The sequence below is a fragment of the Cyanobium gracile PCC 6307 genome (genome assembly GCF_000316515.1).
Taxonomy (GTDB): Bacteria; Cyanobacteriota; Cyanobacteriia; order PCC-6307; family Cyanobiaceae; genus Cyanobium; species Cyanobium gracile.
This window is the reverse complement of the sequence record NC_019675.1, coordinates 1,971,797-1,994,813: the sequence shown is the minus strand read 5'-3', so window position 1 is coordinate 1,994,813 and position 23,017 is coordinate 1,971,797. Positions and strand designations below refer to the sequence as shown.

The window sequence follows — 23,017 nt, the reverse complement described above, 5'->3', positions numbered from 1 at the left end:
TATGGGTGGTGGTTGGCCATCCAGGCTGTCCGATGCCGTTTGGCGGGGGCAACCGGCTCCGATTGAAACGTTTCGGTCACGTTCCCCATGCCCCGGCCCCTGGATCTCCAACCCCTCTGGCAGGCCGACCAGCCCGGGGGCGGAAGCGGTCCGGCGCTGGGGGGGGAGTGGGGGCTGCGGCATCGCCCCGACTGGGCGGCCCGGGGTCTGATCATCTGGCCGCGGGGCGGCCAGTGGTGCCGTCTGCGCCTGCGCTGCCCGTGCCCACAGGGCTGGGCCCCCCTGGCGGCGGGGGCCCGGGCGCGGCTGGCGCTGCGATGGTGGGCCGACAGCGCCGAGCTGTGGGTGGACGGCCAGCGCATCCACAGCGGCGATCTGTTCGACACCGCCTGCCGCTGGCCCCTGCCCGAGCGCTGGTGGCGGGGGGAGGCCCTGGACCTGGAGCTGCGGCTGCGCAGCCCCCTGCACGACGACGGCGCCCTGATCAGCAGCCGCATCGAGCTGGAACCCCTCGATCCGACCGACCCCCTCGGCCTGCTGGCGGCCACCGCCGCCGAGCTGCAGGAGTTGCGCCGTGAGCACCGCCGCGATGGGGCGCCGGGGGAGGGGGTGCTGCAGGTGCTGGGCCATGCCCATCTCGATCTGGCCTGGCTGTGGCCGGTGGCCGACACCTGGCAGGCGGCGGAGCGCACCTTCACCTCCGCCCTCGATCTGATGGAGCGCTTCGACACGCTCCACTTCGGCCACTCCACCCCGGCCCTGTATGCCTGGCTGGAGCGGCACCGGCCGGCCCTGTTCGCCCGCGTCCGCCGGGCCATGGAGGCGGGCCGCTTCGAGCCGCTCAATGGGCCGTGGGTGGAGAGCGACTGCGTGCTGCTCTCCACCACCTCGCTGCTGCGCCAGTTCCAGGAGGGCCAGGCCTACAGCCTGCGCAGCTTCCCGGAGTGGAGCCACCGGCTCGCCTGGCTGCCGGACAGCTTCGGTTTCGCCGCCGGTCTGCCGGCGCTGGCGGCCGCCACCGGGGTGCGCTGGTTCTGCACCCACAAGCTGGCCTGGAACGCCACCAATCCCTTCCCTCACCGGCTGTTCCGCTGGCGCAGCCGCTGCGGCGCCGAGGTGCTGGCCCTGATGACGGCGCCGATCGGCACCGACGGTGATCCTGTGGCGATGGAGCGCTACCGGCTGCAGTGGCAGCGGGCCAGCGGCTGCGCCGACGCCCTCTGGTTGCCCGGGGTCGGCGACCACGGCGGCGGCCCGACCGCCGAGATGCTGGAGCAGCTGGCGCTCTGGCAGGACCAGCCCGTGGCCGCCGGCCAGCGCCACGGCACCCTGCGCTCCTACCTGGCGCCGCTGGAGTCGCTGGCGGGCCAGCTGCCGGTGTGGCGCGACGAGCTCTACTTGGAGCTGCACCGCGGTTGCCCCACCAGCCGGCCGGACCAGAAGCGCCACAACCGCACCCTGGAGCGGCTGCTGCGGGAGGCGGATCTGGCCGCGGCGCTCTTCGGCCGGCCGGCGCCGGCCGCCACCGACGACTGGCGCACCCTGCTGTTCCAGCAGTTCCACGACATCCTCCCGGGCACGGCGATCCCGGAGGTGTTCGAGCAGGCCGAGCCCCAGTGGCGGGGAGCGAGGCGCCGAGCGTCCCGCCGGCGCGACCGGGCCCTGCGGTTGGGCCTGGCGGCGCCGGCGACCAGCGGTGGGACGGCCGCGGCGCCCTCGAGCGCCGCTGAGCCTTGGTGTGTCGTGCAGCTGCAGCCGCTGCCGGCCCAGCCCCGCACCCTGCGGCTGCCGGCCGGTGACTGGTGGCTGGCGGCGGCGGACGGCGAACGGCGCCTGGCGGGCCAGCCCGCCCCGGGGGCGGCCAGTGGCTGCAGATTCCCGGCCTCGAGGGGGTGGGGGTGCGGCGGCTGCGGCGGCAACCGACGCCCGCCGGCAGCGATGGTGCTGCGGCCCCCGTGGCGGGGGCGGTGCGCCTGGAGCGGGTTGCCGGCGAAGGACCGGACCGCTGGCGTCTGGGCAACGGTCTGGTGTCGGCGCTGATCGGCCCGGCGGGGGTGGAGCAGCTCTTCGATGGGGACGGCACGCCCCAGCTGGGGGGCCCGCTGGCCTGGTGCCGCTGGCGCGACCGGGGCGAGTTCTGGGATGCCTGGGATCTGGCCGCCGACTACCGCCAGCACCCGCTGGCCTGGAGCTGGCAGGGGCTGCCGCAGTGGCTGGAGACGGGGCCGCTCTGCGCCCGGTTCGTCTGGCGCGGCCGCTGCGGCGAGAGCCCGGTGCGTCTCGACGGCCGCCTGCTGGCGGGCAGCCCCTGGCTGGAGCTGGTGCTGGGTACCCAGTGGCGGCAGCGCCACGAGCTGCTGCGGCTGGAGATTCCCCTGGCCGATCCGGCCTGCCGCTGGGCGGCCGACACGGCCGGCGGCGTGATCGAGCGGCCGGCCACGGCCCGCACCGCCCGGGAGCGGGCCCGCTGGGAGGTGAGCGCCATCAGCTGGATGGCCGCGGTGGGCCCGGGCCGCGGCGACGGGCTGGCGGTGCTGCTCGACGGTCCCCAGGGGGTGTCGGCGAAGGCGGAGAGCCTGGGGGTGTCGCTGCTGCGCGCGCCCACCTGGCCCGATCCCGGCGCCGACAACGGCTGGCAGCGGCAGCGGCTGGCCCTGCTGCCCTGCCCCGGCGGCTGGCGGGCGGCCGCCGCGCCCCAGCAGGCCACCCGGCTGCGGGAGCCCCTCTGGTGTCGGCCGATGGAGCCGTCCGCCGGAGCAGGCGTCGAGGCCGTGGGGGCGGCCGACAGGCTGTTCCCGTCCCTCGGCGAGGACCTGCAGCTCGTGGCCCTGCGGCCCCTGCCGGCGGAAGAGAACGCGACGGGCGACGGCCTGGAAGCGGGCGCGGTGCTGCTCAGCGTCCAGAACCTGGGGCCCTGCCGGCGGCGCTTCTCAGCTGGCCCGGACTGGAGCGTGCTCGGATGCTGCGATGCCCTGGGTCAGCCCCAGGCGGCCGGGCGGGAACACCCGGATGATCAGGGGCCGGAGCCGCTGGCCCTTGGCCCCTGGCAGCTGGGGCACTGGCGGCTGCGGCGAGCGCCGGCGGGGAGCGCGGCGGCTCAGTCGTCGTGATCGTCGAAGGGATCGGTGAGGCCCTTGGACGGCGGGCCGAAGGCGGTGTACACCCCGAAACCGGTGAGGGCCAGCAGCACGGCGAGGACCGCGAGGGCCACGGAGAGGGCGGGGGAGGTGCTGGCGGCGGGATCCATGGAGGGCTCTCAGGCGGGGGAGGGGTCGCGGGGCTGGGGGGCTTCCGTCACAACTCTCGACAGCCCAACTCGGTGCGGCCGGCAAGACCCTTACAGTAAGCACCGCGATTCCGTGCCCGAGAGGTCCGAGCTGCCATGGCCCAACGCACCCGTCTGGGAAACCTGCTGCGCCCCCTGAATTCCGAGTACGGAAAGGTGGTGCCCGGCTGGGGTACCACCCCTGTGATGGGCGTGTTCATGCTGCTCTTCCTGGTGTTCCTGCTGGTGATCCTGCAGCTGTACAACAAGTCCCTGCTGCTCGAGGGCATCAACGTCAACTGGAACGGCGTCGGCTGATTCCTCTCGCCCCCTGTCCATGAACATCTTCGGCATCGGTCTGCCTGAGATGGCGGTGATTGCCGCCATCGGGCTGCTGGTCTTCGGACCCAAGCGGCTCCCCGAGCTCGGTAAAACCCTGGGGCGCACCCTGCGCGGCTTCCAGTCGGCCTCGCAGGAATTCGAGAAGGAGTTCCGCACGGCCGTGGGCACTGAGCAGCCGACTCAGCAGCCGATCGACATCTCCGGCCCCCCCGCCGCCATCACGCCGGCCGCTGAAGCTCCTGCCGGCGTGACGCCTGTCGTCGCTGAACCGGCAACGCCGCCGGCGGCTGTGGAAGAGGGCGCCGCACCCTCCACCGGCCCCGCCAGCTGAGGGTCGCCTTCCGTTGGATCTTCAACTGCTGGTGGGCCTGGGCAATCCCGGCCCCCGCTACGCCGACACCCGCCACAACGTCGGTTTCATGGTGCTGGAGCGGCTGGCCCGCGCCGGTGGCGCCAGTTTCCGCAGCCAGGCCCGTCTGCACGGCTTGCTGGCCGAGACCGGCCAGGGGGACAGGCGGCTGCGGCTGCTGATGCCCCAGACCTTCATGAACGACAGCGGCCGCTCGATCCGCGCCGCCCTCGACTGGTTCCGGCTCGAGCCCGCCCAGATGCTGGTGCTGGTGGATGACATGGACCTGCCCCTGGGGCGCCTGCGGGTGCGGGCCGCGGGCGGCGCCGGGGGGCACAACGGCCTGCGCAGCACGATCGCCCACCTGGGCAGCGAGTCCTTTGCGCGGCTGCGGATCGGCATCGGCGCCCCCGGCGAGACGCCCGAGGAGCGCCGGGCCCGCACGGTGTCGCATGTGCTCGGCAAGTTCTCCGCTGCCGACCGGCCGGTGCTGGAGACGGTGCTGGAGGAGGTGGAGGCGGGCATCGATCTGATCCGGCGCGTGGGGCTGGAGAAGGCCGCCAACCGTTTGAACAGTTTTCGTGCCGATCCGCCGCCATCCTGAGAGCATCGACAGCATCCCGTGAGCCGCCTTCCCGCCACCACCGCCCAGCTGCGGGTGCTGCGCCAGAGCTTCAGCCCCTGCCTGCTGGAGGGGGAGATCAGCGCGGGCGGCTTCCAGTGGCGCTTCCGCTGGGCCTTTGATCGGGGCGAGCTGCAGGTGGAGCCGTCCCTGGGGCGGGCCCTGATCCAGGACGCCCTGCTGCGCTTCCTGCTCAAGGCCGATTACCAGCTCGAACCGGGCGGCGACTACGTGTTCACGGTGCGGGCGTCGTTCTGATCAGCTCCCGCCGCAGCCGACGCTCCAGCAGCAGCTGGGCCACCACGTCGTCGTAGTCGCGGGGGGGCTGGCGCAGGCCCAGGGGCAGGAGCCGCCGCCAGCCGCGGGCGGGGAACAGCTCCCAATAACGGCGCCGGGCCGCCAGGGTGGTGCCGCGCTCATCCACCAGCTCCACCGCCAGCAGGGGCTCCAGGCGCCGCCGCCAGGGGCCGCTGCCGGTGCCGTCGCCGATCACCACGGCAGAGAGGGCCTGCTGGCGGTGCCACTGCTCCAGCCGCTCCCAGGCCGCCTGGGGGGGCAGCACCAGGGCCTCGCGGATTTCCTGGCGGCTGGGGTCGGTGAGCACCAGGCCACACTTGCTGCGGCCCGGATCGAGCCCAGCCAGGGGGCCGGGGGCCGCCGCCGTCATGGCCGCCCCGGCCGGGTGGCGCCGGCTCCGTCCTTGCGGGGCCAGCGCAGCTCCACGCTGATCGGGTCGGGGGTGTCGGCGTTCTGGAGGGCCACCGCCTCGAGGTTGGCGGTCACGCCGGCGGGGCGCTCGCTGAGTTCCCTGGCCAGGGCGTTGAAGCCGGCGGCATCGAACTGGAGGCCGTTGACCAGGGTGCCCTGCCGCTGGGCCTTGGCGAAGGCGGCGGCCAGCAGCAGGTTGAGGCGGCTGCGGACGGCGTCGATCTCGCGCACGTCGGGTTCGAGGGCGGTGCGGGAGAGGACTTCCCCCTGCTCCACCACCTGGCGGTTGGGGCGCAGGTCGGGGAAGGCCAGCACCTGGGCCTCGCCCCGCAGCACGTTGGCGGCCGAGCGGATGCTGACCACCCAGACGCCGGGGGTGGCGAGCAGGGATTCCAGCCGGACGATGTCGCTGCGGGGCACCAGCAGGATCTGGCGGTTGGGGGGCTGGCCGGGCAGCAGCTGCTGGAAGGCGGCCCGGTTGGCCTCCTGCAGCAGGGCATCGATCACCTGGCGGGCCTGGTCGGGGCGCTGCAGCTGCACCTTGGCGGTGGCCAGGGGCTGGCCGCTGGCGATCACCACATCGCCGCGGCGCAGGGCGATGACGTTGGTCTCCAGGTCCTTGAGTTCCTTCTCGCCGGCGGCGATGCGACGGCGCACATTGGCCAGTTCGGCCTCGGTGCGGCGGATCTCCGCGTCCCGGCCCTGCACCTCCCGGCTGAGACGGGCCCGCTCGGCCTCCAGCCGGGCGCGCTCCGCCTGCAGGGGCTGCAGCTCGCGGCGCAGGGTGTCGACGCGGCGCTCGGCGGCCAGCAGCTGGACGCGGGCGCGGCGCTGGCTGGCCAGGGCCTGGTCACGGCGGCGTTCGGCGGTGATCAGATCGAGGCGGCTGCGCTCCAGTTCGCCCCGGGTGCGGGTCAGCTCCCCTTCATTGCGCTTCAGGGCGGCGCGGCTGTCCCGCAGGCGGTCCTGGATCTGGTCGAGTTGGAACAGCCCCACCCGCAGGCGCTCGCTCACCAGCAGCATCAGCCCCAGCGACACGGCACTGATCAGGCTGCCGGTGAGCACCGTGATCACCACGGCGGTCTTGCGGGGCCGCAGGTTGAACAGGCTGAGGCGCGCCTTGCCCACCCGGCTGCCGAGCCGGTCGCCCAGGGTGGAAAGCACTCCGCCGAGCACCAGGAGCGCGAGGATCAGCAGCCAACCCGACACCTTCCGAGCCCCGGTTCCGCGATGCACCAAGTATCCCTGCCGGTGGCCTCACGGCACCCGGTCGGGGCCGCCCGATCAGCTGAACCGCTTGGCCAGGGCGATGGGATCGAAGACGGTGATCTTCTTGCGGTCGATCTGGACCAGGCCGTCGTTGCGCAGGTCGCCCAGCAGGCGGGTGATGGTGACGCGGGTGGAGCCGATCGCCTCGGCGATGGCCTGGTGGGAGAGGCGCAGGTCGATGGTGATGCCCTCGGTGCCGGGGACGCCGAAGTCGCGGCAGAGCACGAGCAGGAAGCTCACCAGCCGGGAGGACATGTCCCGGTGGGTGAGGGTCTCGATCATGGTCTCGGTCTGGAGGATGCGGGAGGAGAGGCCCTGGAGCAGGAGGAGGCCGACACTGGCGTCCTGCTCGATGGCGCGGCGCACCGAGGTGGCCGGGGCCGTGACCATCTCGACCCGGGTGAAGGCGATGGCGTGATAGAAGCGGTCGGAGCGCTGGCCGGTGAGCAGGGAGAGCACCCCGAAGAGGCTGTTCTCGCGCAGCAGGGCCACGGTGATCTCCTCGCCCGACTCGTAGACACGCGAGAGACGCACGGCGCCGCGCCGCAGCAGGTAGACACGTTCGGCCGGATCGCCGGGGAAGAAGATCGTCTTGCCGCGCTCGATGGTCTCGACGCTGCTGCCGGCCAGGCCGCGGATCACCTCCAGCAGGGTGGAGGCCGTGGCGCCGGGGGCGCCCATGGGGGTCACGGAGCCGGGGGATCCGCTGGATGGACTGCTGGGGTAGCGGCTGAAGCCACGCGTAGCGCCGACCATCAAGGCGTGGCGAATGGTGATGAACTTATGGATCGGTCTGGCCGACCCATGTAGCCAATGACACTCTTTAGCCGGTCATGGTGCCTGGCGCCACAGCCAGGGCCTGGCGCTGGGCCTCCTGCAGGGCACGCAGCCCCGGTTCGGCCAGATCCAGCAGGGCGTCGAGGCGGGAGCGGGGGAAGGGGGCGCCCTCGGCGGTGCCCTGGATCTCCAGCAGCCGGCCCTGCTCGTCCATCACCACGTTGAGGTCGACCTCGGCGCGGGAATCCTCGGAGTAGTCCAGATCCAGCAGGGCCCGGCCGTCCACCAGGCCCACGGACACGGCTGACACCTGCTGGCGCAGGGGCGAGGCGGCCAGCACGCCCTGCTGCTGCAGGCGCTCCAGGGCGGCGGCCAGGGCGATCCAGGCGCCGGTGATCGAGGCGGTGCGGGTGCCGGCGTCGGCCTGGAGCACGTCACAGTCGACCAGGAGGGTGCGCTCGCCGAGGGCCTCCAGATCGAGGGCGGCCCGCAGGCTGCGGCCGATGAGGCGCTGGATCTCCTGGGTGCGGCCGGAGAGCTTCATCAGCTCGCGGCCCTGGCGGCTGGGGGTGGAGGCCGGCAGCAGGCGGTATTCGGCGCTGAGCCAGCCGCTGCCGGAGCCCTTGCGCCAGCGGGGCACCTCGGGATCGAGGCAGACGCTGCAGAGCACGCGGGTGCGGCCGGCGGCGAAGAGCACTGAGCTGAGGGCGAAGCCCATCGGGTCCCACTCGACGGCCACCGGGCGCAGGGCGTCGGCTGTGCGGCCGTCGTTGCGGGGAGTGGTCACGGGGGCGTCGGCGGAGCCGAGCCAGCGTAGGCGGCGCCGGTGGTACGTCTGTTCCCAGCCACTACCGATGGTGTGCCGGGCTGGCGAGGGCCGCTACATTCGGGAGGTGAGCGGCCGGGGCGATCCGTCCGGACCTTTCACACCAACGCTTCCGTGGGGTGTCCATGACCGCCAGCCTCATCGACCCCGGCCACCCCCGGCGCACCGCGGCCCCGGCGCGCACAGAGCCGCTGGCCCTGGTGCCACCGTTGCGGCTGGTGAGTCAGCCGGAGGGGCTGCTGCAGATCCACACGGCGCCGTTCCGGGGCAGCTTCGCGGCGGTGTTCAGCCAGGCTCTGCGCAGCGCCGGCCTGGGCAGCCGGGTGCTGGTGAGCCAGTTCCTCAAGGGGGGCGTGGAGCAGGGGCCGGCGGGCAGCCTGACGTTGTGCGGCCGGCTGGAATGGCTGCGGCCGGGCACGCCCCACTGCCTCGATGGGCCGCCGGGGTCCCAAGGGGAGGAGGGGGCCACGGCCGAGGAGGCGCTCGAGGCGGTGGCCGAGGTGTGGGAGGTGAGCCGCGAGCGGCTGCTCAAGGGGGATCTGGATCTGCTGGTGCTCGATGAGCTGGGGCTGGCGATCGCCCTGGGCTATCTGAGCGCCGAGGCGGTGATCGAGGCGCTGGAACAGCGGCCGGCCCATCTGGATGTCATCCTGACGGGCCCCTCGATGCCGGCCAGCCTGATGGCGATGGCCGATCAGGTCACCCAGTTGCGCCGCGGCGGCTGACGCCATGCTCAAGAACGACCACTGGATCAACGAACAGGCCGCGGCCGGGATGCTGGAGCCGTTCCAGCCGACGCTGGTGCGCCACCTGGATCCGGAGGGCCGCACCGGGCCGGTGCTGAGCTTCGGGTGCTCGTCCTACGGGTACGACCTGCGGCTGTCGCCGAAGGAGTTCCTGATCTTCCGCCATGTGCCGGGCACGGTGATGAACCCGAAGCGGTTCAACCCGGCGAACCTGGAGCCGGCGCCGATGCACAGCGACGAGGACGGCGAGTACTTCATCCTGCCGGCCCATTCCTACGGGCTGGGGGTGGCGCTGGAGAAGATGAAGGTGCCGTCGAACATCACGGTGATCTGCCTGGGCAAGAGCACCTACGCGCGGCTGGGCATCATCGTCAACACCACCCCCGCCGAAGCCGGCTGGGAGGGCCACCTCACCCTGGAGTTCAGCAATTCCTCCGGCGCCGACTGCCGCATCTACGCCGGCGAAGGCATCTGCCAGCTCTTGTTCTTTGAGGGTGATCCCTGCGCCACCACCTACAACGACCGCCAGGGCAAGTACCAGCATCAGCCCGAGCGGGTGACGCTGGCGAAGGTTTGAGGGGGGGGATTGGGGGGATGGATTGGAGAAGGCAGGGAAGGGGCTTTTGTAGCGAAATGGACAGTTGGTTATCGGGTCCGTATAAATCGCTTGCTTGGGCCCGAGCCTATGGCTTAATCGGTTGTGCCGAGAGGGTTTTGGCGGAATTCCCTGGACTGGGGCGAGTGCTTATGCCGCTGCTGCCTCGGTATGCGGGTGGTTATCGGAACCGTCCAATAAAGAGTTGAACTAAGCCGCTACGCGGCAGATTGCAAGCCACAGCATAGCTGAACTGCTTCAGTTTCAAGCCGACTGCCCAAGGTTCTAGCGCCATGCCACTGGCGCGGAACTGCAAGCATGTCTTGAGCAGCGACAGGAGAGCGCGACCGTCGGGAAGACACTGAGGGATGCACGTCCTCGGATGTGCTTTCCCCCTTCATCTTCCCGCTGGGAAGCTGCTGAGATGAATACTGCAGAACAGGAGCGTTTTGATCGCCTGTTTGATGCCAATCTGCAAGCCATGCAGCTGCATGGCTTGCGCGACAAAACAATTGATAGCTACAGCCGAACATTGCGGCGAGTCGCCGGCCATTTTGGTCGTTGCCCCGATGATCTCAGCCCTGATGAGTTAAAGAGCTACTTTGCCGCTCTGCTGGAGCAGTATTCATGGAGCACAATCAAGGTGGATCTCTGCAGCCTGCAGTTCTTCCATCGCTATGTGCTCGATCGCGAGATGGAGTGGATCAAAATCATTCGCCCTCCCCGTGTACGCACTCTCCCGGACATTCCCACCCGAGAGGAAGTGCATGCGTTGATCAATACGGTACGCAAGTTGCGTTATCGCATCTTCCTGCTGGCGGTCTACAGCCTGGGTCTGCGAATCAGTGAAGGCCTGGGACTGGAGGTGGCGGACATTGACGGCAGCCAAAGACGTGTGCACCTCCGCGATGCGAAAGGCGGTAAGGATCGCTATGTCCCCATCCCCGATCTCACGCTCCAATCGTTGCGCAGGTTCTGGACAACCCACCGTCACCCCCGTCTGCTCTTCCCCAGTCCGGCCGGAAGCCAGTTCATCGTCCGGATGGCGAGCGCACCGATGGATGCCAGCGGTGTCCAGGCCGCGCTCAAGGCCGCCCGCAAGGAGTGTGGCATCGAGAAACGGCTCACAGTGCACTCCCTGCGCCATGCCTATGCCACCCACCTGCTGGAGCAAGGGATGGATCTACGCCTGATCCAATCGTTGCTCGGCCACAGCAACAGCAACACCACAGCGCGTTACGCCCACATCACCCATGTGGTGCGCGATCACACCAGCGATCGGATCGAGACGCTGCTGAGCGGCTTCCAGCTTCGTTGGGAGGAAGGCTGATGCTTCTCCTCTCCCATCTGGTGGCGCGCTATCAGGGTGAGCTGGAGCGCCGCCATGGCCATCAGCTGCTGCCAAGCCACCGCCAGGCCCTGCAGGCGATGGGACGTTGCCGCCAGAGCGGCAGTGACGTCATGCGGCTGCAATGCTCCGATTGTGAGCACAGCATCCGCATCCCCCATTCCTGTGGACACCGCAGTTGCCCACACTGCCAACATCATGAAAGTCAACAGTGGATCGAACGACAACGGGCCAAGCTGCTGCCAGTGGAGTACTTCCTGATCACCTTCACCGTGCCTGCAGAACTCAGGCAGATCTTCTGGCAGCAGCAACGATTGGCCTATGATCTACTGCTGAAAACAGCCTGGGAAACGATCGATTCCTTTGCCCGCCGTGATCCGAAACTGAGAGGGAAGATTGGCGCCCATGCCGTTCTGCACACCCACAACCGGCGGCTTGAGTACCATCCCCACGTGCATCTGATTGTGCCCGCAGGTGCGATCAACGTGCAGAAACGGCAGTGGAGGGACAAAGTGGCAGGGTACCTGTTCCCGGCCGGCAACCTGGCGAGGGTGTTCCGCGCCAAATGGTACGAGGGGATGCGCCGTCTGGGCTTGCGGCTCAAGACTCCACTGCCAAGAGAGTGGATTGTGAACTGCAAATCGGTGGGCAGGGGCGAAAAGGCCTTGGTGTATCTGGGGCGCTACCTCTACCGTGGAGTATTGCCGGAGAAGAACATCATTGCCGACCATGAGGGCAAAGTCAGCTTCTGCTATCAGGACAACAAGGGAACGCGCCAGGTTCGCACACTACCGGGCGGAGAGTTTCTGTGGCTGCTGCTGCGGCATGTCCTGCCGAGACGCTTCCGGCGTGTACGGGATTACGGCCTGCTGCATGGCAATGCCAAACGACTGATCCAAGGGGTGCAATTGCTGCTCAGGGTGGAATTGCCGATTCCAGAGCTTCCCCGCGAGAAAGCGCCTATGCTCTGCCCCCTGTGCCAGGGACAGATGCGCATCATCGCACTGCGAGAACGAGGGATGACGCCGCTGCTGTGCTGAGGCTGACAAGAATGCTGGGAAGATATCCCTGAATGTAGCCAGCAGACACTGAGCAGATCCGTTCAGCTCCAGAGAACTGAACGGCCAGCTCAGCTGCGCTCTAGATTCGGCTGAGGCATGGCAAGGTTCAACGATGCCCCAAACGGCAGGCATTTGCACTCAGGAGAAAGCCAAAGATATCCTGAAAACTGGCCGGATGTTTCTGCAGTAAGCCATCAGGCTCCATCGTTGCAGGCTTGTTCAACTTCGGATAAGATCGTGGCTGCGCACGATCTATCCATAATCGTTAAAAGGAATACAATCAGACCAGACACACTTGAAAATCAAGCCATCTGTTCCTGCCAGTGACGAACCCCACTGAAGAGCTCAAGGACATCATTAAGAATGGGCTAGCTTCCGATATCCTGAAGATGGAAAGAGCATATTTTTTGCACAAGGCGATAGGCACCAATGCAGATATATTCAACGCTAGTGAGAATGGCAGCTTCGGCGAGCTATTTGGAGCCTTCCATGGAGCAATGGAGAGCGAAGCTGTTCTCGCGGTCGCTCGTGTTTACGATAAGCCAGGTAAGCGTCATCCTACTAGGTGCATAAGAAGAGCTTTAGACCTCATGGAGCAGAATGCCGAAAGCCTTCCTGAGATTGTTGAGGCTTACAATACTAGGCTTCACCTAGAGACGTCTGGTGCCAATAGAGAGGTTATCCAGTCAGTGAGCGACGGAAAGGCTGTGTTCATTCCTCTGTATGTACCATACATGCGAGGAATTCTAGATTCTGACGAAACACTCGCGAAGGTCAAGAGATTAAGGGATTTGCGGGACAAGCGTATCGCGCATAATGACGCGGCCACCTTCGTGGGCCCAACTTGGGACGCACTTAACGATCTGATCAAACAAGCTCAGCATTTCGTGGGCGTAGTTGGCTGGGCCTTCTTCAGCACTGTGTATATCAACGATAACACCTATCTGCTTTCTTCAGATGCTCAAAGACCGGCAAGAGCATTACATCGACTTGCTACGCTGCTCTCACAGAGCCATGGTCAGTAGCTTTTCTCGATGCAGCCACTAGATATCCTTCTAACATCCAGATACAGCAGACGGGAGCATAGGCTGGTTCCAAGCCAGTCTTCTCGGCCCGCTTCTGATCTGGAGCGTTATGCTGGTAAATGACCTGCCGCATTACCTAGGAAAGAACATGTCTTCATCTCAAGTTCGTGCCGTCTCGTTTAACATGCACAGTGAGACAGCCAACATTCCACAATTCAAGAACTTGCTGAACGGCGAGCAAATCATCTGCTTGCAAGAAGTGGGTGATATACAGGGCACCCGTGACCAGTACCACGACTACCCATATGTATTTACAGCTACCAACGAGACGACGAAGGGACGGACTCAACACGTCAGTATTATGATCCTGTCGAAGTTCCCGATTGAGAGTTACGCAAGTAAGATTATCCAGATTGATCCGGGCGGCGACGAGTGGAAAAGAAATGCACAATATGCGGTCTTGAAGGTGGGGACATCGCAAAGGATTCACTTGTTTCATTATCACAATACCTACAATTGGCACTATAACAACTCGGCTTCCGAGCGATCAGGATTCATGAAGTTCGTGGATTGGGTGAAGGAGTGCCTCAATGTGCCCGACTTCGCGCAGACGACGAACCTCGTTCTCGCAGGCGACTTCAACCTCTGGAGCACGGACGTCGCCCCCCTAATCCAGGGGCTGAACTACTCGTACAATAATTTTGTCGATTATGTTTGCGGCTCGATGGCACTGCTAGACAGGGGCTTATACCCAACCAACGGATCAATCTCGGACCACGACGCCGTCTGGGCAAACCTCGAGGTTGACAACATTAACATGGACGCAGTTGTTGGGCCCGAGGTGACTATCTACAACCTCGCTCATTCTGAGTACCTGTACGCAGCGGATCACAAGCCCTTCGATGACGATCGCCGTCGAGTATTTACCTGGCGCCCAGGTGGGTCAGCTGGCTCTCATGGAAACTGGCGACTAGAGCCCGTGTCAGATGGCGTGGTGCGGATCTTCAACACGTACCAGCTTGAGTACCTGTACGCAGCAGACTACAAGCCCTTCGATGACGATCGCCGCCACGTGTTTACCTGGCGCCCGGGCAACCCAGTCAACCAAGGGTATTGGCGAATCGACGACATGGGTGACCTAGGAAAACGAATCTATAATCTGCATCAGGGCGAGTACCTGTACGCAGCGGACTACAAGCCCTTCGATAACGATCGCCGCCACGTGTTTACCTGGCGCCCGGGCAACCCAGTCAACCAAGGGTATTGGCGAATTGGGTAATTACATAAAGCAGGGGTATATCCTATTCAATATTTCCACAAGGTGTTGGAGTATAAAACATACCTAAACCCACCATTTTGACTGTATGAACGATCAGCATCGCAGCGCCTCACATGCGATTCGTTATGCAAGTGAGTGTGCCCCAAAATGAACCGCAGAACAAGCCCGATGAACCCGACTGCCGAGCGCTTACCTGCCCAAGTTAGAGGTTGCTAGCAGCGGGTTATTGGCAGCGCTCGGCGATCAATGCCTCGTCACGGATGCAGGCCCAAGCTTTCTGAGTATCTAAGATGCCATTTTCATTATCGATCCCTACCGTCGAAGGGGCGCTTTCACTGACTGTAAATGTAGGGGAGATGATATTTATCCTTGGCGCTAACGGCACCGGCAAATCAAGTCTAATGCAAGCTTTTGCATTAGCTAGCAACGAAACTACTCGACGAATAGCAGCACATCGTCAAACTTGGTTTCGATCTGGATCACCCGAGTTTACTGGTAGGCAGCGTGCAGAATATGAGAAGCAGATGTTTCATCATGATCGGCAGCAGAATGCGCGGTGGATGGACGAGTACTCTCAGCAGCGTGCGCAGATGGCGATCTATGACTTGGTTAACTCTGAGAACGTGCGCGCTCGAGAAATAGCGCGAGCCTTTGATGAAAAAGATACCGATAAGGTCAACAGTCTGGCCGCCAAAGATGGTGCATTTTCAACCTTGAACCGCCTACTACGGCTAGCCAATCTCGATATCTCAGTGTCAGTCGAAGCGAATGATGGGCTTCCCCCGATTCTGAGGACAAGTCGACAAGGGTCACGCCATGACCACCAGACTGTCCATCGATGACCAACCCAACCAAGACTCGGCGCCGATTCACGGCGCAGCAGAAGGTGGAGGCCGTGGAGCTCTGCCTGCAGGAGGGCCTCTCCTGCAATGCCGTGGCCCAGCGGCTTGGCCTTCCCTCCAGCAGCCTCGCTCGCTGGGTGAGGCAGGCCCGCATGGATCGCGGCCAGGCCGGACCCAGGGACCAGGGCCTGCTCAGCAGTGAGGAGCGCGCTGAACTCAGCCGGCTCCGCAAGGAGAACCGCGAGCTCAGGAGGGAGAAGGATTTTTTCAGGCTGGCGGCAGCGCACTTTGCCAAGGAGCAGCTGCCGCCGAGAGGTTTCGCCTGATCGACCAGCTCGCTGATCAGCATTCCATCTCCTGGCTGTGCCGGCAACTGGGCGTGGCCCGCAGTGGGTTCTACGCCTGGCGGCAGCGGCACGAGGCGCCGGGAAAGCGAGCGGCTGAGAACGCCCGACTCACCGCTGAGATCCAGGCGGTGTTCGGCGAGCACCGGGGCTTCTACGGCTCGCCTCGGATCCACCAGGAACTGCGCGCAGCCGGCCACCCGGTGGGACGCCACCGTGTCGCTCGGCTCATGCGTCGTGCCGATCTGCGGGCCAGGACCCGAAAGGCGTTCCGGCCCTGCAGCAGGGCCAGCAGCGGAGCCGCTGGGGTGGCGGAGAACCTGCTGCAGCAGGACTTCCAGCCCCCGGCCCCGAACCGCTGCTGGGCCGGCGACATCACCTACATCCGCACCAGCGCCGGCTGGCGATACCTGGCGGTGTGGATCGATCTGTTCAGTCGCCGTGTGGTGGGTTGGACGCTGAATCAACGCATGGATGCCGCCCTGGTGATCGAGGCCCTCAACCGGGCCCTCGGCCACCGGCAGGTGGAGCCGGAGCAGCTGCTGATCCACACGGATCAGGGCAGCCAGTACCGGGCCAGCGACTACCGCGACCGGCTGGCCAAACACGGGATCCTCTGCAGCATGTCCGCCAAGGGATGCTGCTGGGACAACGCGGTGGTGGAGAGCTTCTTCTCCACCCTCAAATTGGAACTGGACCTCGATGACGATCGGGCAGTCCTAATTTCACCGCAGCAGCTGCAGCGCGATCTGGCCTTCTGGATCGAGGGCTACTACAACCGCGAGCGCCGCCATTCAACGGTCGGTTACCTGAGCCCGATCGACTACGAGCAGCGGTTCATCGCTGCATCTACACTCACCTTTGTGACCCCCTGATCGCTGTCCACGAAATCGGGGGAACCCCATGACGAAATCATGGCGACTAGGAATGGCAGTGAGCCATATAGCATCGCCAAACTATCCGATGGAGAACGAAATGCAATCCTCATTGCCGCCAACGTGTTGACGGTTCCAGCGGGAACACTTCTCCTTATTGATGAGCCGGAGCGGCACTTACATCGTTCAATCGTGTCTCCGCTTTTGTCACTGCTACTTAAGGAAAAGCCAGAATGTGCATTCATCGTATCTACACACGAGCCACTGCTCCCAATCGACAATCCTGGCTCAAAGGTATTGTTGACGCGCTCCTGCGTTTACGAGGGAGACACGGTTGGTGCTTACGATATCGATTTGCTGGAAAACTGCACAATAATCGATGACGATCTGAAGCGAACTATCTTGGGTGAACGTCGAAAGATCGTATTTGTCGAGGGTAACGAGCACAGCCTTGACAAGCCTCTTTACAGCTTGCTTTTCCCGAATGCGTCGATCGTAGCCAAGGGTAGCTGTCGTGAGGTTGAGGATGCGGTTGTTGGCATCACAAACACAAGTGAACTTAACTGGGTAAAGCCGTTCGGTCTTGTTGATAACGACTCTTCACAGCCAGAGCGAATCGCCGACTTGCAGGCCAAGGGCGTGATTCCACTTAACGTATATTCTGTTGAATCTATCTACTATCATCCCGAAGTTCAGAGACTGGTAGGCGATAAACTCGCGTCTGTGGTAGGAGGCGATTTGGGAGAAAAGCTTGAGAAGGCAAAAGCCGATGCCATCAAAGCAATTAGTGAAAACGCCAAGCATCTCAGCGTAAGGATCGCAGAAAAATCAGCGCGTGCGCAGGTCTTTTCACTTCTGCCAAAGAAGGGAGAGGTAGCAGCAGGGGGTAAACGTACCGCAGAAATCGACTTTGCGAAGTGTGCTCAAGATGAAGAGGCGCGTTTTCAGGTATTAGTCAGTGCATCGGATTTGGTCGGGGTGCTGCAGAGGTATCCCATTCGAGAATCTGCAGCGCTTGACGCCATTGCCAAGGCTCTCAGCTTTGCGAATCGAACTCAATATGAAGCTGCTGTTCAGAATGCGTTGGTGCATGATGCAGCTGCTGTGAGTCTTGTCCTAGGCTTGCTTGGTTCCTTCCCGGCTGAACTAATCGCATAGGTGCTGTGTGTGTCACCGAACAACACCATCCACCTGAGCCGCCCCCAGATTTCTATGACTAGAAGCATTGACTCCCTGCGGCCAGGTGATGATTAGCGTTAGCCGAGCTGCGATGGAGGTGGTCGTCAGGCCGTACGCTTATGGAAGCATGGCCAGGGTCTACTACAACCCAAGAAATCAAACAATCCGCCGTACTCGACAACACAGCAAAGCCTGATTGGCTTTATTGGTTTATGTATGGTGTCGGTTTCTTGCTGCTCGCTGCCTTTCTGATCCTGTGATGAGCTCTTTCCCATGGCGAGGTACGCTTGCCTCGGAGGGTTGATAGGCTCAAAGGTTAGGCATGTCTTGGTCCCATGGAGCATTGTCTGAACTTCGCCTACGGCTCCAACATGCTGACAGCCAGGCTGCGTCAGCGAGTTCCTTCCGCACGCCCGCTCGGCGTGGCGGTGCTGCGGGCGCATGAGCTGAAGTGGCATAAGGTCGCCAACGATGGATCGGGCAAGTGCGCCATTGAGGCGGCAGCCGATTCAAACAGTCTCGTTTATGGAGTTGTCTACGCGATTCTTCTTGGTGAGAAGCATCGGCTGGATCGTGCGGAAGGTCTAGGGTTTGGATATGAGGAGCAGACAAAGACCGTCGAACTGGCTGGTCAGTTCGTTGATGTGCAAGCGTATGTTGCCACAAGGATCGATACGGTCATCCTGCCCTATTCGTGGTACCGAGCCCTGGTGGTTGCCGGCGCCGTGGAACACAACCTCCCTTCCGCGTATATCGATGGGCTCAGAAGGGTCCCGGTGATCCAAGACCCTGACCAGGAACGCCATGCCGAACACATGGCTCTTGCTGCCGAGGCCTAACCCCTCCCTCCTTCAGAATGTCACCGCCTACGCTGGCTTTCTCGTCGGATAGGCATGGCAACCCCATCATGCGATTCGTAGGGTTTGATCCAGGTGGCGAAAAGGCTTTTGGCTGGGCAGTCGTCGAAGCCACGACAGATGGTCTCCGGTTTGTTGCCGGCAATGTTGTGAGTGGCGCGCCTTCCGCTGTCGCACAGTCTTCAGCTCTGTTGCGCGGAGCGCCAGCCGCAGTTGGAATCGACGCTCCATTGTTTTGGGTATGCGAGGGTGATCGGAGCGCAGATGCACAGGTTCGCAGGCTTGTTTGTGAAGCTGGTGGCCAGTCCGGCACCGTCAGCCATGTCAACTCCTTGCGTGGGGCCTGTCTTGTTCAGGGTGTGCTCGTTGCCAAGCTATCCCGTGAGCAGTGGCCCGCCGCGCCACTGACGGAAGCGCATCCCAAGGCGCTCTTGCGGGTATCGGCGGCGGCGCTCGCTTTCGTGTCTGCGCCCGAGTTTCCCGAGGTCGGCGAGCATATCCGGGATGCTGCGCTTGCCGCTTATGCCGCCCACGCTTTCTTGACGCAGGCGGCTGGTTGGCACGATCTTCTTCTCAATGAGCGCTCCCCGTTCTTCCCTGGCGGTACGGAGGTTGCCTACTGGTTTCCAAAGCAGCGAACCTGAGCCGACCCATTGTGGGCCTCTCCACGTCAGGTGACTCCCGCTGCAGACCCGTTGAACGTGCTTCGCTGCTTGAGCGCCCTGACCTGCCTGTTGCTCATGGGCTGTGAATCCCAATGGAACGCCGTCAATCGTTCGGTTCTGGAGACAGATATCCGCGCCATCCTCAAAACAGCGGCGGTCGTGCCGCAGCAGCTTGAATGCCGCATGGTTGGCTCGACACGAGATGGCTCCTGCTCCGTCAGCATGACCCAGTCAGAGACCGACTCTGTGATTCGCGCCTTGGCGCTAGACAGCGTGCCTTCGTCAGCGGATGTCCCATCTCCCCTCGCTCGCCTTGTCGCCCGCGCCGGCCCGAGTTGTGCAGTGGGTGAGCCCATGTCCCTGGCAACCTATGGCCTCTCGGGTCGTCCAAAATCCCTGTGGCTCCCCAGTGGCTCGGCTTTCGAGTATCTCCTACTCACCATCCACAAGAGCACAGGACAGGCCTGCCTTCAAGTTTCCTATGCGTATGGCTAGGGTATCGACTTCCTCCCGCTGATTGAGGGGGTTCGGCCGTAAACTGGCTGGCATCACGCCAGCAAGCATGCCGATCCTGTGGGGAACATATTTCCCCAATGTGAATCGCAGGATTTTGCTAGGCTCCCAAGCCGCTATCCATGGCCCCATGGCCGCCAACGCGACACTGCACTTCTTCTGCGGGAAAGCCGGAGCTGGAAAGACGACGGTTGCACAGACTGTGGCGCGGGACACCCGCGCGATTCTGATCTCGGAGGACATCTGGCTGGCCCGCTTGTTCGGAGATCAGATGACGACTTTCCAGGACTACATTCACTTCTCAAGGAAGCTGAAAACTGTGGTGGGCCCTCTCGTGGTGGACCTCCTGAAATCCGGTCAATCCGTGGTGCTTGACTTTCAGGCCAACACCAAGGCCGGGCGCGCCTGGTTCCGTTCGCTCTTCGAGGAGGCAGGGGCGGATCACCGCCTGTATTTTGTGAACACGCCAGATGCAGAGTGCCTGGCGCGGATCGCCAGGCGGAATGACGAGCAACCGGAAGGCTCCCATCAACTGACAGAGGACGACTTCATCCACATCTCCTCATTCTTTGAAGCTCCGGAAGACTCCGAGTCCTTTGCTGTCATGATGCACGCGACGTGAGTCGGCAGCGCCCTGATGGACGTCCCAGGAGCTGAACCCGCGTTCATCATCAGACTTCGTGCTGGATCACTCCCATGACCCATTCAGCCATTGCCGCGGCCTACGACCAACTCGCACCCCGGTGGCAGGATGATAAGTTCAGCACTGTCGATGGCGTAAGCCAGCATCAACGTGCTTTGGCATTTCTCGGTCCAGTCGATTGCGGTTGGTCACTGAGTGTGGGCTGTGGCTGCAACACGAGGTTCAATTCTTTGCTGCGTGAGCGCGGTCTTCTTCTGGAAGGGATCGATCTGTCGCACCGGATGATCGCGCTTGCTCAGGACGCGGACCCATCCGTCGTGTTGCACCATGTGGATGTCTGTGACTGGAGCCCGCCGCGGATGTACCGCTTCATCTCGGCGTGGGACAGTCTCTGGCACGTGAATCTTCAGCGCCAGCGAGCGGTGATGCTCAAGCTCATGGAGGCGCTCGAGATCGGTGGAATCTTTCTGTTCACCGCCGGAGGACTGGACGGGCCAGGCGAGCACTTCGATGCGACGATGGGGCCGGATGTCTACTATGCGACCCTGGGAATTCCTGGTCTTCTCGAGGTCCTCAAGGACGGGCGTTGCGTCTGTCGTCACCTCGAATTCGATCAGTTCCCAGAGCCTCACCTTGCCGTCATTGCCCAGCGAACGGCCTGATCGGCCATTCAGCCATGGCCTGTTCACCACCGTGGGCATCGACGTCGGCGGCCCCCGCAAGGGCTTCCATGCCGTCGCCCTCACCGATGGTGCCTATGCCGCCCATTTGGCCACCACCGATGCGCAGGAACTCGCCCACTGGTGCCGCTCCCTGGTGCAGGCCCGCGTGATCGCGATCGATGCCCCCTGCCGCTGGAGCCGCGATGGCCGCGCCCGACCTTGCGAACGGGAGCTGAGGCAGCAGGGGATCATCTGCTTCGCCTCGCCCACCCGCCAGGCCGCCGTCGCTCACCCCAGCGGCTACTACGACTGGATGCTGCGCGGCGAAGCGCTCTATCGGGCCCTCGAACCCAGCCATCCGCTGTGCACCGCTCTGCCGATCGGCGCTGGTCCCTGCTGCTTCGAAACCTTCCCCCACGCCATCACCTGGCACCGGCGCGGCGGCCAGGCCCTGGCCTCCAAGAAGCGCACGCAGCGCCGGGAGTTGCTGCAGCAGGCGGGGATCGACCTGGCGCCGCTCACCAGCATCGACTGGATCGACGCCGCCCTCTGCGCCCTGACCGCCCACCACGCCGCCAGCGGTGGCACCTGCGTGCACTACGGCGAACCGGAGACCGGCTGGATCGTGGTGCCTCACTGAGCCGCCGGGGCCTCGGCTCCGCGGGAAACGGAGATCAGCGCCCCCACCAGGCCGAGGGCGGCCGCCAGGCGAAACGCCAGCTGCTGGGCCCCCAGAAAGGCCTCCAGCTGGGACCCTCCCAGCCGCGCTCCCACCTCCCCGGCCAGGGTGGCGTCGGCCCCGGCGGCGCCGAGGCCGTGAGCGAGCAGGGAGGCCGCCAGGGCCGTCCCGATCGCCTGGCCGAAATTGCGCGCCATCGACAGGAACCCGTTGGCCACACTGAGGTGCTGTGCCGGCACCGTGTTGAGCGTGGCGCTGTTGTTGGGGGGATGGAACAGGCCGCCGCCCATGCCCAGCAGCACCAGCGGCCAGATGATGCTGGCCACGGCAGCGTCCGCACCCAGCCAGGACAGGCCCACCAGCCCCGCACTGACGCAGAGCATGCCGGCCGTGCTCAGGGTCCGCGCCCCCACCCGGTCCCCCAGGCTGCTCACCGTCAGGCTCGTGGCGGTGAGCACCAGCGAGAGCGGCACGATCAGCACACCCGACATCACCGGCGTGCGGCCCAGCACCAGCTGCGCGTACAACGGCAGCAGGAAGTAGCAGGCCACCGCGGCGACGAAGTAGAAGGCGGCGGCCACCGAGCCGAAGCTGAAGGCCCGCGAGCGGAACAGGCTGAGGGTCAGCAGCGGTTTCGCCAGGCGCTGCTCCACCCCCACGAACAGGGCCAGAGCCGCCGCGCCGCCCATCAGGATCGCCACGCTGGCCGGGTTCAGCCCGTCCTGGGAAAGCTGCTCGATCACCAGGAAGGGAGCGCTGGTGGCCACCACCGCCAGCACGGCCCCCGTCCAGTCCATGGCGGTGCGGTCCTGGCTGCGGGGGCGCGCCTTGAGGATCCAGAGGCTGAGGATCAGTCCGGCCAGGCTCACCGTCAGGATCACCAGAAACAGGGAGCGCCAGCCGAACTGGCCGATCAGCAGGCCGCCGAGCACCAGCCCCGTGACCTGGGCCAGCGCCAGGATCGAAGCATTGACGGCCATGGCCTTGCGCCGCTCCTGCTTCGGGAAGACGGCGGTGATCTCGGCCATCACGTTGGCCAGCACCAGGCCGCCGCCCACGCCCTGGAGAACGCGGAAGCCGATCAGGATCTCCACTGTCGGCGCCAGCGCGCACAGGACCGACGTGACGACGAGGACGCCCATGCCGATGACGACGATGCGCCGGCGTCCCCAGATGTCGGCCAGGCGTCCGGCCGGCAGCAGGGTGACCGTCACGGTGAGCAGGTAGGCGACGATCACCCACTTCAGAACCGGCAGCCCGACGCCGAACTGACGCGCCATCGCCGGCAGGGCGAGGGTGACGATGAACCCGTCCATGTAAACCACGAAGTTGCCGCATTCCACGGCGGCCAGGGTCCACCAGCGGTCGGGATTGGCCGGTGGTGCTTCGCCCGGACGCTGGGCGGCTGCGTTGACTTGGTCCATGGCCGGTGTTGCCTTGATGCTGAAGTCTCAGGTGCGCGACGCTAGGGGACGCCGCCGGTTGGTGGGGTGCCAGACCATCACCAGGCATCGACGACGACTGCCCTTCCTGATGGCATGGCTGG

The 23,017-nt window shown here is 64.7% G+C and carries 27 protein-coding genes; 21 read left to right on the top strand and 6 right to left on the bottom strand.

The window, feature by feature from the left end; genetic code table 11:
* The first annotated feature begins 87 nt into the window (after positions 1–87).
* Together CYAGR_RS19680 and CYAGR_RS19675 are read left to right on the top strand one after the other, a co-directional pair.
* Positions 88–2,040 carry a glycoside hydrolase family 38 N-terminal domain-containing protein gene (locus CYAGR_RS19680; protein WP_245552500.1) on the top strand — a complete coding sequence of 651 codons (1,953 nt, stop codon included), beginning with the start codon at positions 88–90 and terminating at the stop codon, positions 2,038–2,040.
* On the top strand, positions 1,956–3,110 hold the full coding sequence (locus CYAGR_RS19675; RefSeq protein WP_245552499.1) for a glycoside hydrolase family 38 C-terminal domain-containing protein: 1,155 nt from the start codon (positions 1,956–1,958) through the stop codon (positions 3,108–3,110). The genes CYAGR_RS19680 and CYAGR_RS19675 overlap by 85 nt, the downstream gene beginning before the upstream one ends.
* On the opposite strand, the gene psbN is transcribed toward CYAGR_RS19675, so the two are convergent.
* Positions 3,098–3,247, bottom strand: a complete 150-nt coding sequence (psbN, locus tag CYAGR_RS09710; RefSeq protein ID WP_015109630.1) for a photosystem II reaction center protein PsbN — start codon at positions 3,245–3,247, stop codon at positions 3,098–3,100. The two genes, CYAGR_RS19675 and psbN, sit on opposite strands and share 13 nt — an antisense overlap.
* A 135-nt stretch (positions 3,248–3,382) precedes the next feature.
* Between psbN and psbH the strand changes: the two genes are divergently transcribed.
* Genes psbH through CYAGR_RS09690 form a run of 4 tightly spaced genes read left to right on the top strand, consistent with a single transcriptional unit; the run spans position 3,383 to position 4,836 of the window.
* A complete protein-coding gene (psbH, locus tag CYAGR_RS09705; RefSeq protein WP_015109629.1) occupies positions 3,383–3,583 on the top strand; it encodes a photosystem II reaction center phosphoprotein PsbH in 201 nt (66 codons plus the stop codon).
* Positions 3,584–3,602: 19 nt separating this feature from the next.
* A complete protein-coding gene (locus CYAGR_RS09700; RefSeq protein ID WP_015109628.1) occupies positions 3,603–3,938 on the top strand; it encodes a TatA/E family twin arginine-targeting protein translocase in 336 nt (111 codons plus the stop codon).
* A 13-nt stretch (positions 3,939–3,951) separates the two neighbouring features.
* Positions 3,952–4,560, top strand: coding sequence for an aminoacyl-tRNA hydrolase (pth, locus tag CYAGR_RS09695; RefSeq protein WP_015109627.1), 609 nt, complete (start codon positions 3,952–3,954; stop codon positions 4,558–4,560).
* Positions 4,561–4,578: 18 nt separating this feature from the next.
* Positions 4,579–4,836, top strand: coding sequence for a DUF3146 family protein (locus CYAGR_RS09690; protein WP_015109626.1), 258 nt, complete (start codon positions 4,579–4,581; stop codon positions 4,834–4,836).
* On the opposite strand, the gene CYAGR_RS09685 is transcribed toward CYAGR_RS09690, so the two are convergent.
* The 4 genes from CYAGR_RS09685 to rph form a co-directional block, all read right to left on the bottom strand.
* Positions 4,814–5,245: a RuvC family protein gene (locus CYAGR_RS09685; protein WP_015109625.1), complete on the bottom strand. Its 432-nt coding sequence runs from the start codon at positions 5,243–5,245 to the stop codon at positions 4,814–4,816. The two genes, CYAGR_RS09690 and CYAGR_RS09685, sit on opposite strands and share 23 nt — an antisense overlap.
* On the bottom strand, positions 5,242–6,495 hold the full coding sequence (locus CYAGR_RS09680) for a DUF3084 domain-containing protein (protein ID WP_015109624.1): 1,254 nt from the start codon (positions 6,493–6,495) through the stop codon (positions 5,242–5,244). The genes CYAGR_RS09685 and CYAGR_RS09680 overlap by 4 nt, the downstream gene beginning before the upstream one ends.
* A 75-nt stretch (positions 6,496–6,570) precedes the next feature.
* On the bottom strand, positions 6,571–7,311 hold the full coding sequence (gene ntcA, locus CYAGR_RS09675; protein ID WP_043325680.1) for a global nitrogen regulator NtcA: 741 nt from the start codon (positions 7,309–7,311) through the stop codon (positions 6,571–6,573).
* Between the two features lie 67 nt (positions 7,312–7,378).
* Positions 7,379–8,119 (bottom strand): ribonuclease PH, encoded by a 741-nt coding sequence (gene rph, locus CYAGR_RS09670; RefSeq protein WP_015109622.1) that lies wholly within the window; start codon positions 8,117–8,119, stop codon positions 7,379–7,381.
* A 164-nt stretch (positions 8,120–8,283) separates the two neighbouring features.
* On the opposite strand from rph, the gene CYAGR_RS09665 reads away from it, so the two are divergent.
* From CYAGR_RS09665 to CYAGR_RS09605, 15 genes are all read left to right on the top strand, one after another.
* Positions 8,284–8,883, top strand: coding sequence for an ATP--corrinoid adenosyltransferase (locus tag CYAGR_RS09665; RefSeq protein WP_015109621.1), 600 nt, complete (start codon positions 8,284–8,286; stop codon positions 8,881–8,883).
* Between the two features lie 4 nt (positions 8,884–8,887).
* Positions 8,888–9,481 carry a dCTP deaminase gene (gene dcd / locus CYAGR_RS09660; protein WP_015109620.1) on the top strand — a complete coding sequence of 198 codons (594 nt, stop codon included), beginning with the start codon at positions 8,888–8,890 and terminating at the stop codon, positions 9,479–9,481.
* 400 nt (positions 9,482–9,881) lie between these two features.
* Positions 9,882–10,829 carry a tyrosine-type recombinase/integrase gene (locus tag CYAGR_RS09655; RefSeq protein ID WP_216593343.1) on the top strand — a complete coding sequence of 316 codons (948 nt, stop codon included), beginning with the start codon at positions 9,882–9,884 and terminating at the stop codon, positions 10,827–10,829.
* A complete protein-coding gene (locus tag CYAGR_RS09650; protein ID WP_015109140.1) occupies positions 10,829–11,887 on the top strand; it encodes an IS91 family transposase in 1,059 nt (352 codons plus the stop codon). Before CYAGR_RS09655 ends, CYAGR_RS09650 begins: the two co-directional genes overlap by 1 nt.
* A 344-nt stretch (positions 11,888–12,231) precedes the next feature.
* A complete protein-coding gene (locus CYAGR_RS18380) occupies positions 12,232–12,933 on the top strand; it encodes an AbiU2 domain-containing protein (RefSeq protein ID WP_015109618.1) in 702 nt (233 codons plus the stop codon).
* Positions 12,934–13,042: 109 nt separating this feature from the next.
* Positions 13,043–14,212 carry an exonuclease/endonuclease/phosphatase family protein gene (locus tag CYAGR_RS09645; protein WP_083891374.1) on the top strand — a complete coding sequence of 390 codons (1,170 nt, stop codon included), beginning with the start codon at positions 13,043–13,045 and terminating at the stop codon, positions 14,210–14,212.
* Positions 14,213–14,502: 290 nt separating this feature from the next.
* The gene (locus tag CYAGR_RS17190; RefSeq protein WP_083891373.1) at positions 14,503–15,054 is read left to right on the top strand and encodes an ATP-binding protein; all 552 of its coding nucleotides are present in this window, start codon (positions 14,503–14,505) and stop codon (positions 15,052–15,054) included.
* On the top strand, positions 15,051–15,380 hold the full coding sequence (locus CYAGR_RS09640; RefSeq protein WP_015109616.1) for a transposase: 330 nt from the start codon (positions 15,051–15,053) through the stop codon (positions 15,378–15,380). Before CYAGR_RS17190 ends, CYAGR_RS09640 begins: the two co-directional genes overlap by 4 nt.
* On the top strand, positions 15,377–16,273 hold the full coding sequence (locus CYAGR_RS09635; RefSeq protein ID WP_015109615.1) for an IS3 family transposase: 897 nt from the start codon (positions 15,377–15,379) through the stop codon (positions 16,271–16,273). Before CYAGR_RS09640 ends, CYAGR_RS09635 begins: the two co-directional genes overlap by 4 nt.
* A gap of 39 nt (positions 16,274–16,312) precedes the next feature.
* Complete coding sequence (locus CYAGR_RS17185; RefSeq protein WP_015109614.1) at positions 16,313–17,431, top strand: AAA family ATPase; 1,119 nt, start codon at positions 16,313–16,315, stop codon at positions 17,429–17,431.
* A 356-nt stretch (positions 17,432–17,787) separates the two neighbouring features.
* Positions 17,788–18,291: a gamma-glutamylcyclotransferase family protein gene (locus CYAGR_RS09625; RefSeq protein WP_015109613.1), complete on the top strand. Its 504-nt coding sequence runs from the start codon at positions 17,788–17,790 to the stop codon at positions 18,289–18,291.
* Positions 18,292–18,668: 377 nt separating this feature from the next.
* Positions 18,669–18,953: a hypothetical protein gene (locus CYAGR_RS19495; protein ID WP_043325671.1), complete on the top strand. Its 285-nt coding sequence runs from the start codon at positions 18,669–18,671 to the stop codon at positions 18,951–18,953.
* Positions 18,954–19,617: 664 nt separating this feature from the next.
* Positions 19,618–20,109, top strand: coding sequence for a P-loop nucleotide/nucleoside kinase family protein (locus tag CYAGR_RS09615; RefSeq protein ID WP_043325669.1), 492 nt, complete (start codon positions 19,618–19,620; stop codon positions 20,107–20,109).
* 74 nt (positions 20,110–20,183) lie between these two features.
* Positions 20,184–20,792, top strand: coding sequence for a class I SAM-dependent methyltransferase (locus CYAGR_RS09610; protein ID WP_015109609.1), 609 nt, complete (start codon positions 20,184–20,186; stop codon positions 20,790–20,792).
* Entirely contained in the window at positions 20,773–21,432 is a 660-nt protein-coding gene (locus tag CYAGR_RS09605) for a DUF429 domain-containing protein (protein WP_172637174.1), read from the top strand. Before CYAGR_RS09610 ends, CYAGR_RS09605 begins: the two co-directional genes overlap by 20 nt.
* Here the strand turns inward: CYAGR_RS09605 and CYAGR_RS09600 are convergent.
* Positions 21,426–22,895: an MFS transporter gene (locus CYAGR_RS09600; protein WP_015109607.1), complete on the bottom strand. Its 1,470-nt coding sequence runs from the start codon at positions 22,893–22,895 to the stop codon at positions 21,426–21,428. The genes CYAGR_RS09605 and CYAGR_RS09600 overlap by 7 nt on opposite strands.
* Positions 22,896–23,017 lie beyond the last annotated feature (122 nt).